The sequence below is a fragment of the Flavobacterium sp. LMO8 genome (genome assembly GCF_009495755.1).
Lineage (GTDB): Bacteria > Bacteroidota > Bacteroidia > Flavobacteriales > Flavobacteriaceae > Flavobacterium.
On sequence record NZ_WIBJ01000003.1, the window covers coordinates 1 to 12041 of the forward strand.

Below are 12041 nucleotides of genomic sequence, written 5' to 3' on the forward strand. Positions count from 1 at the left end.
TGGAATGACTTTTGGAACTAATTATACAGTAACAGCTACTGTCGGAGGTTGTACTTCTGCTGCTTCTACTGGATTTAGCATTGGTGCGCAATTAGCAACTCCTGCTGTTCCTATTATTACATCAGTAGTCGCTAGTTGTTCTGTTGCCGGAAGTTCAACAATATCAAATTACAGCACATCTAACACGTATATATTTACACCAGTAGGTCCAACAGTTGGAGCAACAGGATTAATATCAGGTATGACAGTTGGAACAAGTTATACGGTAACAGCAACAAATGGTGGATGTACATCATTAACATCAGTAAGTTTTGTAAATCAAGAACTTAATGTTCCTGTTTTAACAAATATTGCATATAGTTCAACCATTTGCTCAGGAAGTTCTACGGATATTGTTTTAAGTAGTAATTTGCCAAACACAACTTACAGTTGGAGCGCAACGATATCTAATATAGCAGGTTCTTACGTAACTAGTGGTGATGAGACCAATATTAATCAAATAGCAACATTAACAGATTCTGAGAATATTGGAACTATTACAATGGTAATTATTCCAAGAGCTAATGGATGTGATGGAACACCAAGAACTATTTTAATCACGGTTAACCCTAATCCAGTGATTGAGAGTGTTACAGTAGCAGACAGTTCTGTTTGTTCGGCAACAAATTCTACTAACAATGTGCATGTTGATATTGTTGGGAATATAAGTGGTATCACTTATACATGGACAGCTATTACAAGTGGCGTAACCATTGTGGGAGGAGTTACTTCGGGTACAATCACTGCAACTTCTACAACAGCTGCTTTTGATTTACAAGTGATTACAAGTAATCCATTAGTGGCAGGAACAATTTATTTTGAAGTTTCATCAGTACGTAATGGATGTCCAGGTAACACTATTCAAAGTGGGGTAGTTACAGTAAACCCAAATCCAGGTTTACCAATTCCATCTCCAATAAAAACAATTTGTAGTGGAGAAAATACGGATTTAATCGTTGATGTTTCACCACTTATTGCAGGAACTGAATTAACATGGGAAGTGTTAACAGTTGTAAATGTATCAGGCGCTAATCCAGGAACTGGAACAGCACCAGTAACGATAAATGATGCGTTAACGGCAACAACCAATACACAAGGTTATGTAATTTACCGAGTACGTTCAAGTTTAGGAGAATGTCAAGGCGGTTATAAAGATTATAGAGTGAATGTAAATCCAGCTCCACTACCTGTATTAACTGATGGAAACATTTGTATTACAGCTGATGGACAAGTATATCAAACGTATACTTTAAACACAGGCTTAAATGATGCGGATTATGATTTTGAATGGTTTGATACTAACGGAAATATTATAGCTGGAGCAACTAGTTCAACTTTAGTAGTTGATCAAGCGGGAACGTATAGTGTAATAGCTACGAATTGGTTAACAGGATGTTCATCAGATCCATTATTGGCAAGCGCTACAGCAACTGTAACAGAGACCCTTCCAGCAACATCGATGACAGTTATTCAAAGTGAATATTTTAGCGGAAATGCAACATTAACAGTGAATGTTACAGGCGGAAGTGGAACATTAATGTATTCATTAGATGAAGGCACCTTACAAGCGTCAAATGTATTTACAAATGTAAGTGCCGGACCTCACACAATTACAGTAATTGATACTCAGGGTTGTACTTATTTTACTTATGATGTATTTGTAATAGAGTACCCTCAATATTTCACTCCAAATGGAGATGGATATAACGATGGTTGGTTTATAGCAGGCTTACAAGATACTGATGTAATCTACATTTTTGATAGATATGGAAAATTGATCAAACAACTAAGAGGTGAAGAAGCATGGGATGGTACCTACAATCAAGAACAATTACCTTCAACGGATTACTGGTTCACAGTTGATTATAATGAGAATGGAGCTAAAAAACAATTCAAAGCGCATTTTGCGATGAAAAGATAAAAGTTATGAGTCTGAAAGCTAAGTTTGGAATAAAATTATAATCGTAATAAATACCATTATTTCGATTGGACTTTTAATTTTAATAGTTAGGTGTAGTTAATAATTTAAATTTTGAGATATGAATAGAACAATTTTTACGGTTTTAATGTTAATAACAAGTTTGGCAATATATTCTCAAGTAGGAATTGAAACAACTTCAATTCATATTGATGCTTTATTGGATTTCCCAACTGGGCCAAATAAAGGTATAGTATTGCCAATGGTAGAAGTATTACCTACAGGTGCTGCTGCTTCAAATGGTACTTTTTTAATTGACAAAACAGATGGTAGAGTTAAAGTAAGACAAAATGGGGTTTGGTTAAACTTAACAGGAACTTCAAGTTTATCTTCTTATTCTGTTAATCCGAGTGCAGATAGTGCTAATGGGGTTATAATTGGTGCAACTTCATCATCTGCTACTGGTGTTTTAGTTTTAGAATCAACTAGTAAAGCATTAATGTTACCAAAAGTAGTATCTCCTCATATTAACATCAAAAGCCCTTATCCTGGTTTAATGTGTTATGATACAACAAAAAATGCTATTGCTGTATTTAATGGTACTGCTTGGTATTATTGGAATTAATTTAACCTATAAACTTCACAACTATGAAAAATTATTTCTCTATCATTTTATTGTTATTTGGAATTTGTAATATGTTTTCTCAAACGTTTTCAAATACTACTGTTAGCGCTTGTAATACTTGGAATTCAGGAGGTGCATATACTGGATTTACAAAAACTATTGCAGTTTCTGGATTGCCAAATCCTTTATCATCAACAGGAACTGTTCTCAGACAAATTAATATTCAGCTTGGAACTTCTGCATGTAAAGGTAACTTGTCTACTTATAGAGCAAGGTTGGTGGCTCCTGATGGTACATTTATAGATATATTTGGTAGTAGCACACCATCATATTATACTTCAACTTCAACCTCACAATGGATGAATGTTAAATTTAGAGACGATCCAAGTTTAGAAAGAATTAATGATTATACAACAGCTGTAAAGGGAGCTTATTGGCCATTTAGTATTGGTTATTATAGAGTAGATGTTGCAAATAGCTTTAGTAATTTTAATGGGTTAAATCCAAATGGAAATTGGACACTTCAAATTTCGGAAGGTACTGTTACTGAAGTTTCTTTTGAGCGAGTTGATTTAATTTTTGGACCTCCAATTAAAGTTAATGATGTTACAGGAAGTTCCATAAATAATTTTTGTGCAGATAGAACATGCTTAGATGCTAATTCTGTTGTTCGTGGTACAAATAATGGATATGCACCTAATGATCCTAATTATCCTGGTAATTCACTTGATGGTTGTTCTTGGAATGGTGCCAATAACAATAGTGGTTGGTATGCTTTTAAAGCTTCATCTACTTCAGCTTATTTGACTGTTAGTGGTATGCTAAATTCAGCTTCAGCTGGAAGTAGTGATATGCAACCCATTGTAGTGTCAAGTTCTGGTACAGACTGTAGTAGTGGTACTTTTTCTGTGGTAACTGGTGGTTGTCCAGATGACCAAAATGCTGGTGGAGGAGTTAATAATCATAGTTATCATAATTCTCTTGGTGGAGGAATCTCAACTTGGAGCAATATTTATTCCAACGGAATAACTGCAAACGCAGAGTTTAATTTAAGTGGTTTAACAATCGGTAATACTTACTATTTGTATATTGATGGGAATGGTAATGCTGCATCATCTTTTTATATAGAAATTAATTCTGCCGAAGATTGTTGTTCTCCTTTTTCTCCAAATTTAACTGCAGCTGATACACAAACTAATATTGGTATTGGAACACAAGCAACAATGGCTAGTGGATTCCCAACTTCAATTCCATCTGGTTTTATTGCTTTTGATACTAAAACCAAAGGATTAGTTATACCTAGAATGACAACTGCTCAGAGACCAGCTGGAGCTGCTGGTATGATAATATATAATACCGATTTGAATTGTATACAATTTCATAATGGAACAACTTGGAAATGTATTGAACCAGAGTGTTCAAGTTATTAAGTAGAAATAGAGAAGAAAGGATAAAATTAGTTTATAGCGTTAGTTTTTATCTAAAATAATTTAATTCAATTTCAGATTAAATTATTAGTAAAAGGATAGCTTTTAGCTATCCTTTTTTATAAAATTGTATTTCAGCTTTTAAAGTAATTTGCTTTTTGCTTACTGGATGCTCAAAAGTCAAACTTTCCGCATGTAAATGCAAACGATTGGCTTTGGTTCCGTATAAATCATCACCTACAATAGGTGTTTTTAAACCTAATTCATGTGAAGCATGTACTCGTAATTGATGTGTTCTACCCGTGATAGGATAGAAGTAAACCAGAGTTTGGTTATTTCTAACTTCAATTTTTTCCCATTTAGTTTGTGCTGGTTTTCCATGTTCGTAACAAACTAATTGTCGAGGTCGGTCGTCCAAATCTACTCGTAAAGGTAAATCGATAAAGCCTTCATTTTCTTCAAAAATACCATCTAATAAAGCAACATATCGTTTTTTAATAGTTCTTTTAATGAATTGACTTTGCAATTTCACATAGGTTTCTTCGTCTTTTGCAATTAACATCAATCCCGAAGTCGACATGTCTAAACGATGCACAATTAATGGTCCGGTTGCATTTGGATATAATTCTTTCACTCTTTGGTAAACAGAATCCGATATGATTTTTCCAGGAACGGATAAAAATTCAGCAGGTTTATTAATCACAGCTAAAACCTCATCTTCAAAAACTATTTCAATATTTTTTCCTTCCGCTGGATTTTCCTGAAATGGATTTGCTTTCATATCCAAACCATTTAGCATGTGTGATAATAATATGGGTTCACATTTGCTTTTACAAGCTGGATAAAATTGTTTGTGCTTACGAATTTCCGATTTTGGCGATTGCCCCCACCAAAATTCAGCCATTGCAATGGGTTTTAAATTGTGCTCAAAAGCGTAATGTAATAACTTTGGTGCGGCACATTCTCCAGCGCCAGCAGGCGGATTATTGTTGAAAATTTCACCAATACTTTTTCGTTCGCCAAATTGATTTAAAAACGAATATTCGGCAAACAATTTTTGTTGTAAAGCACCTGATTTTAAACGACGTTCTTCTTTAAGTTGATTGATTTCGTCTAAAAGTAGATTGACTTCTTTTTGTGCATTTTCAATTTGAAAATTCCAATATTTTGTCATTTTTTTGAGTAAAATGCTTTCTTTTTTACTTTCTTCCGAAAGTTCTAATTCTAATTGTTCAATTTCAGATGAAGTTAAATTGGTGAATGAAATTCGTTTTTCATCGCGTTCCAATTTCAATCTTTTAATTTTATCTTTCTGATTTTGAATATCGGTTAATACTTCAATTTTAGTAGCATCTAATTGACTTTTTTTACTTTGAAGTTCATCTGAATTTTCTAATATTTCAATTTGACGATTTATGGCATTCAAAACCTCTTCTTCTTTTCTAAAAAAACCATCTTCGTGCAACATATCAAAAATCGTCGGAACAAAATAGCTCAGCTGATTCACACCAGCTAATTTCCCAGAAAAAGCCCATAAATAGCCTAATGCTCCTTCTTCATTTTGACAAACTAAAACGCCAAACATTTTTCCAATTACTAAACTTTCTTGATTTTCAATTAATCCGAAATTGTGTTCAAAATCAGTTTGTGTTTCCAAATACAGTTGTAATTCATTTGAGGCAATAATGCACAACTCGTGCGGTTCGTAATAAAAAGGAAATGTGAATTTTTCGGGCAATGAAATACCTGAAATTTTGGTTTTGAAGGTTTGGAATAATGATTTTGTCATAAGGGTTTTATTTTTGTCATGCTGAATTTATTTACTTCGTCTATTCACTTCGCTTGAGTCAGCATCAAAAAAAGATCCCGAAACAAGTTCGGGATGACAAAATGGAGAATTTATTTTTTAAACCTGAATCACACCTAAATTAAACTGTTTTTCAATAGGAGCGTGGTTAGCTGCTTCAATTCCCATAGAAATCCAATTTCTGGTTTCTAATGGATCAATAATAGCGTCTGTCCACAAGCGAGAAGCTGCGTAGTAAGGCGAAACTTGTTCGTCGTAACGTGCTTTGATTTTATCAAAAAGTTCTTTTTCTTTTACTTCATCAATAACTTCACCTTTAGCTTTTAACGATGAAGCTTCAATTTGTGCTAAAACTTTTGCAGCTTGTGTTCCACCCATAACGGCCAATTCAGCACTTGGCCAAGCGAAAATTAATCTTGGATCATAAGCTTTTCCACACATGGCATAATTTCCTGCTCCGTATGAATTTCCAACAATTACAGTAAATTTAGGAACTACCGTATTTGCCATCGCATTTACCATTTTAGCTCCGTCTTTAATGATTCCGCCATGTTCTGATTTGGAACCCACCATAAATCCGGTAACATCTTGCACAAACACTAATGGAATTTTTTTCTGGTTACAATTCGCAATAAAACGTGTCGCTTTATCAGCAGAATCAGAATAAATGGCACCTCCAAATTGCATTTCTCCTTTGGCATTTTTCACAATTTTACGTTGGTTAGCTACAATTCCAACTGCCCAACCATCGATGCGAGCGTAGGCTGTGATTAAGGTTTTTCCGTAATCACCTTTGTATTCGTCAAATTCTGAATTATCTACCAAGCGTTTGATGATTTCATACATATCGTATTGATCAGCTCTTGATTTTGGTAAAATTCCGTAAATATCTTTTGGTTCTAAAGTTGGTTTTTCTGCTTTCACACGATTGTATCCTGCTTTATCGAAATTTCCAATTTTTCCTACAATACTTTTAATTCTGTTTAAAGCATCTTTATCATCTTTCGCTTTATAATCCGTCACACCCGAAATTTCGCAATGTGTTGTTGCGCCTCCAAGTGTTTCATTATCAATAGTTTCGCCAATAGCGGCTTTTACTAAATAACTTCCAGCCAAGAAAATACTTCCAGTTTTATCTACAATCATGGCTTCATCGCTCATAATTGGTAAATAAGCACCACCCGCAACGCAACTTCCCATTACAGCGGCAATTTGGGTAATTCCCATACTGCTCATAATGGCATTATTTCTAAAAATACGACCAAAATGTTCTTTATCTGGGAAAATTTCGTCTTGCATTGGTAAATAAACACCAGCAGAATCTACTAAATAGATAATTGGTAAGCGGTTTTCCATAGCAATTTCCTGTGCACGAAGATTCTTTTTTCCTGTAATAGGAAACCAAGCACCCGCTTTTACTGTAGCGTCATTAGCCACTACAATACATTGTTTACCCGAAATAAAACCGATTTTCACAACAACTCCTCCAGAAGGACAACCACCGTGTTCTTTATACATTCCGTCGCCAACAAAAGCACCAATTTCAATACTTTTTGCTTTTTCATCCAAAAGATAATCAATGCGTTCACGTGCTGTCATTTTACCTTCAGTATGTAATTTTTCGATACGTTTTGGTCCGCCACCTAATTTAACTTGAGCAAATCGGTTTTTTAAATCGGAAAGTAAAAGTTTGTTATGATCTTCGTTTTTATTGAAATTAATGTCCATTTGGGTTTTGTTGTTTTATTGGTTGGCTAAAATACGAAAACGTTTGCGACTATAAAAACATATTTTATTCTTCTTTTTGTCCCATCATCATTAAATAGGCTTTTAAGAAATTATCGATTTCACCGTTCATAATTCCTTCAACGTCACTCGATTCGTATCCTGAACGAACGTCTTTTACTAATTTATAAGGATGCATCACATAGTTTCTAATTTGTGAACCCCATTCGATTTTCATTTTCCCAGCTTCAATGTCGCTTCGTTGTGCTTGTTGTTTTTTAAGTTCAATTTCATATAATTGAGACTTTAACATTTGCATCGCTCGTTGGCGGTTATCTTGTTGCGAACGTGTTTCTGAACACTGAATTTGAATTCCGGTTGGTTTGTGAAATAATTGTACTTTCGTTTCTACTTTGTTTACATTTTGTCCTCCAGCACCACTCGAACGCGAAGTAATGATTTCAATATCAGCCGGATTGATTTCAATTTCAATAGAATCATCCACCAAAGGATATACATACACAGAAGCAAACGAAGTATGACGTTTGGCATTACTATCAAAAGGAGAAATTCGCACCAAGCGATGCACACCGTTTTCACCTTTTAAATAACCAAATGCAAAATCGCCTTCAAATTCTAACGTTACCGTTTTAATTCCTGCAACATCACCTTCTTGAAAGTTTAATTCTCTGATTTTATAGCCTTGTTTTTCGCCCCACATCAAGTACATTCGCATTAACATGGATGCCCAATCACAACTTTCGGTTCCACCTGCGCCTGCGGTAATTTGCAATACAGCGCTCATGCTGTCTCCTTCGTCGGAAAGCATGTTTCTGAACTCTAAATCTTCTATGTGATTTAAAGTTTGGTGGTATTGGGTTTCAACTTCTTCTTCGGAAACATCTCCTTCTTTGAAGAAATCCATCATAATTTGAAGCTCCTCAGAAAATTCTAATCCTCTGTTATAATCTTCTACCCATTTCTTTTTAGAACGTAGGTTTTTTACAATGATTTCAGCTTCTTTGGCGTTGTTCCAAAAGTCGGGAGCGAAGGTTTTTTCTTCTTCGTTAGTTATTTCAATCGTTTTGGCATCGATGTCAAAGATACCTCCTTAACGCACCAAGGCGATCAATAATATCTCTGACTTGTTCTGTATTTATCATAAATATTGTAGTTTTACAGAACAAAAATAGCTATTCTTTTTTATTCTATGGAAATAAATTTAGTAAGTGATACCGTAACGAAGCCTTCAGTTGAGATGTTAAACGCCATGTTTAATGCTAAAGTAGGCGATGATGTATATAAACAAGACCCAACAGTCAATGAGTTAGAGGAAACTTTGGCTGATTTATTTGGAATGGAAGCCGCTTTGTTTTTTCCTTCGGGAACGATGGCAAATCAAACGGCTATTAAATTACACACTCAACCTGGTGAACAAGTAATTTGCGACAAATATTCACACATTTATCATTATGAAGGAGGTGGAGCATCATTTAATAGTGGCGTTTCATGTTGTTTGGTAGATGGAAATCGCGGTATGATTACGGCTGATTTGGTTAAAAACGGAATAAACGACCCCGAATTTTATCATGCGCCTTTAACTTCGTTAGTAAGTATTGAAAATACAACTAATAAAGGCGGTGGCGCTTGTTATGATTTACAACCTTTGCAAGAAATTAAGCAAGTTTGCATCGAGAATAATTTGAAATATCACTTAGATGGTGCTCGTTTGTGGAATGCTTTGGTAGCAAAAAAACAACATCCAAAGCAGTTTGGTGAATTGTTTAATACCATTTCGGTTTGTTTATCGAAAGGATTGGGTGCGCCTGTAGGCTCGGTTTTGTTGGGAAGTAAAGAAGATATGCATCGTGCTTTGCGTATTAGAAAGATTTTTGGAGGTAATATGCGTCAATCAGGTTATCTGGCTGCCGCTGGATTATTTGCGTTGCAGAACAACATCAGTCGTTTAGAAATTGACCACAGAAGAGCAAAAGAATTAGGTAGTTTGTTAGAAAAAATGCCTTGGGTTGCTAATGTGGAACCTGTGGAAACGAATATTTTGATTTTTGGATTGCAATCTTTTGTAGATGAAAAACTTTTCATGGAAAAATTGAAACAAAAAGGGATTGCGATTAGTTCGATGGGTCATGGAAAGCTAAGAATTGTAACACATTTAGATTACAAAGAAGTGATGCATGAATATGTGATGGAAGTGTTTTCTAAACTAACTTTTTAGTTCTGTTGATAAGCTTCATCAAAAAAAAAACAATATGAGACTATTCAAAAGAATTAATACTTGCTGTTTTACACTGATTTTATTGTTTATATTTAACTCATGTGAAGGGCAAAATATCCAACCTATACAGGTTAAAACTACAATAATTCATAAGGATAGTATTTGTTTAAGAGCAGAAACACTCCCTGAATTTAGAAATAGTGTTCATGATAAAGATTATCAAGGAAACCAAATAAGTGGAGTTATTAGAACCGTTTTTCAAGATAGCAAAGGGAATTTATGGTTTGGAACTCAAAACGGGTTAGCTCGTTATGATACATCAGGACTTGTTTACTTTGATCTTTTGGATTCTAATGGGCAAGGTGTTACAGTTCATGCAATTATTGAAGATAAAAAAGGGTCTATTTGGATAGGCTATGGTGGAGGAATTGCAAAATTTGACGGACAATATTTTACCGTTTTTCATGAAAAAGAGATATTAAAAAGTACTAGTCTATGGAGCTTGACAATGGATAAAAAAGGACTGCTTTGGATTGGAACGACTGATGGTGTCTACACTTTTGATGGCGAAGCACTTACTCCATTTGAAATTCCAGAAGGAAAAATAAATCCTTCTGTGGGAATTAGCACACCTAAAATGATTCATTCCATTATTGAAGACAGTAAAGGTAGAATGTGGTTTGCAACTAATGGAGGTGTCTATATTTATGACGGAAATTCGCTAAAAAACATTTCAGAAAAAGACGGATTACAATCTAATTTTGTGAATCAAATTATTGAAAGTAAAGAGGGTAATTATTGGATTTCAACTGCAACTGGAATTTTTAAATATAATGGAAACACATTGACTAATATTACTGAAAAACTTATTGGAAATGAAGGAGGAATTGGTTGTATATTTGAAGATAGAGAGGGTACACTTTGGTTTTGTGTAAATAAGCGCGATATCTATAGTTACAACGGTAAAACTTTCACAAAAGTTAAAAATAAAGATAGTGACTTTTCACCTTTTCCATTCCAAATTTATCAAGATAAGCAAGAAAGAATTTGGTTTGTTGGATTTAAAGGTGCTTATCGTTATAAAAATGAAACTTTTATAAACGTAACTCGAATTGGACCTTGGTAAAATATTAAACTAACTCCTCTAATTTTTAATGTTTTTTATTTATGGAAATCATAATCATATCAATCGTAGCGTTTTTAACTGCCATTTTAACCTTTTTTTCCGGGTTTGGATTAGGAACGTTGTTAACTCCGGTTTTTATGCTCTTTTTTCCAGTTGATATTGCAATTGGATTGTGTGGATTAGTTCATTTTGCAAATAATATTTTTAAGTTTTTCTTGGTTGGGAAACATGCTAACAAAGAAGTTTTACTAAAATTTGGAATCCCAGCTATTTTTGCGGCTATGATAGGTTCGTGGTTGTTGTTACAAATTTCCGATTTAGAGCCTTTGTTTAGTTACTCACTTTTTGGAAAACAATTAGACGTTTTTCCAGTAAAATTTATCATTGCAATTTTATTAGTGATTTTTGCTCTTTTAGACTTAATTCCGTTTTTAAGTAAATTGGAATTTGGGAAAGATAAATTACCTTTAGGCGGAATTTTAAGCGGATTTTTTGGTGGACTTTCGGGGCATCAAGGGGCTTTGCGAAGTGCTTTTTTGATTAAAGCTGGTTTATCCAAAGAAAGTTTCATTGCTACAGGAATTGTAGTTTCCATGTTTATCGATTTTACTCGCTTGAGTGTTTACGCTTCAAAAATAACGACTTATACTTTGTATGAAAATAAAGTATTATTAATCTCGGCAACGCTTTGTGCGATTACTGGAGCGTATTTGGGTAACCAACTTTTAAAGAAAGTTACCCTAAAATTTCTCCAAGTGTTTGTTGCAGTTTTATTGCTTTTAGTAGCAATTGCTTTAGGAATGGGAATTATTTAAATAGATCCATTCCTGGAATGTTTGGCATTCCTTCTTTGGCAACCGCAGCTAGCTCAGTCTCGTGAACATTTGTTGCTTTTTCAATGGCTTTATTTAAAACGTTAACTAGGTAATCTTCAAGCACTTCCTTATCGTTAAGTAAATCATCACTTACGGTAATGTTTTTGATTTTTCTATTAGCAGTTAATGTAACTTCAAGCAAGCCATCAGCACTTTTTTCATCAATCAAAACAAAGTCTAAACGCTTCTTTGTTTCTTCTACTTTTTGTTGGGTTTCTTTTAGTTTACCCATCATTCCCATAATATCTCCAAACATAATTTTA

Annotated in this window: 10 protein-coding genes; 6 read left to right on the forward strand and 4 right to left on the reverse strand. The window is 34.2% G+C overall.

Annotated elements, in window-relative coordinates:
- From GFJ94_RS00050 to GFJ94_RS00060, 3 genes are all read left to right on the forward strand, one after another.
- On the forward strand, positions 1-1960 hold a 1960-nt coding region (locus GFJ94_RS00050), incomplete at its 5' end, for a T9SS type B sorting domain-containing protein (RefSeq protein WP_153199183.1).
- 118 nt (positions 1961-2078) lie between these two features.
- On the forward strand, positions 2079-2582 hold the full coding sequence (locus tag GFJ94_RS00055) for a hypothetical protein (protein WP_153199185.1): 504 nt from the start codon (positions 2079-2081) through the stop codon (positions 2580-2582).
- Between the two features lie 23 nt (positions 2583-2605).
- Entirely contained in the window at positions 2606-4012 is a 1407-nt protein-coding gene (locus GFJ94_RS00060; RefSeq protein WP_153199187.1) for a hypothetical protein, read from the forward strand.
- A 106-nt stretch (positions 4013-4118) separates the two neighbouring features.
- Here the strand turns inward: GFJ94_RS00060 and GFJ94_RS00065 are convergent, their stop codons facing one another.
- The 3 genes from GFJ94_RS00065 to prfB all read right to left on the reverse strand — a co-directional run bounded on the left by GFJ94_RS00065 (position 4119) and on the right by prfB (position 8704).
- Positions 4119-5798 carry an RluA family pseudouridine synthase gene (locus GFJ94_RS00065; RefSeq protein ID WP_153199189.1) on the reverse strand — a complete coding sequence of 560 codons (1680 nt, stop codon included), beginning with the start codon at positions 5796-5798 and terminating at the stop codon, positions 4119-4121.
- 117 nt (positions 5799-5915) lie between these two features.
- A complete protein-coding gene (locus tag GFJ94_RS00070; RefSeq protein WP_153199191.1) occupies positions 5916-7544 on the reverse strand; it encodes an acyl-CoA carboxylase subunit beta in 1629 nt (542 codons plus the stop codon).
- 64 nt (positions 7545-7608) lie between these two features.
- Positions 7609-8704, reverse strand: a protein-coding gene (gene prfB, locus GFJ94_RS00075; RefSeq protein WP_153199193.1) for a peptide chain release factor 2 whose coding sequence is annotated in 2 segments (ribosomal slippage) — positions 7609-8640 and positions 8642-8704 — 1095 coding nt in all. Because the reading frame shifts where the segments join, the coding sequence is not laid out codon by codon here.
- 47 nt (positions 8705-8751) lie between these two features.
- On the opposite strand from prfB, the gene GFJ94_RS00080 reads away from it, so the two are divergent.
- Genes GFJ94_RS00080 through GFJ94_RS00090 form a run of 3 tightly spaced genes read left to right on the forward strand, consistent with a single transcriptional unit; the run spans position 8752 to position 11718 of the window.
- Positions 8752-9777 (forward strand): low specificity L-threonine aldolase, encoded by a 1026-nt coding sequence (locus GFJ94_RS00080; RefSeq protein WP_153199195.1) that lies wholly within the window; start codon positions 8752-8754, stop codon positions 9775-9777.
- 34 nt (positions 9778-9811) lie between these two features.
- Positions 9812-10903: a two-component regulator propeller domain-containing protein gene (locus GFJ94_RS00085; RefSeq protein WP_153199197.1), complete on the forward strand. Its 1092-nt coding sequence runs from the start codon at positions 9812-9814 to the stop codon at positions 10901-10903.
- Between the two features lie 41 nt (positions 10904-10944).
- A complete protein-coding gene (locus GFJ94_RS00090) occupies positions 10945-11718 on the forward strand; it encodes a sulfite exporter TauE/SafE family protein (protein ID WP_153199199.1) in 774 nt (257 codons plus the stop codon).
- Here the strand turns inward: GFJ94_RS00090 and GFJ94_RS00095 are convergent.
- Positions 11711-12034 carry a YbaB/EbfC family nucleoid-associated protein gene (locus tag GFJ94_RS00095; RefSeq protein WP_153199201.1) on the reverse strand — a complete coding sequence of 108 codons (324 nt, stop codon included), beginning with the start codon at positions 12032-12034 and terminating at the stop codon, positions 11711-11713. The two genes, GFJ94_RS00090 and GFJ94_RS00095, sit on opposite strands and share 8 nt — an antisense overlap.
- Between the last annotated feature and the right edge of the window lie 7 nt (positions 12035-12041).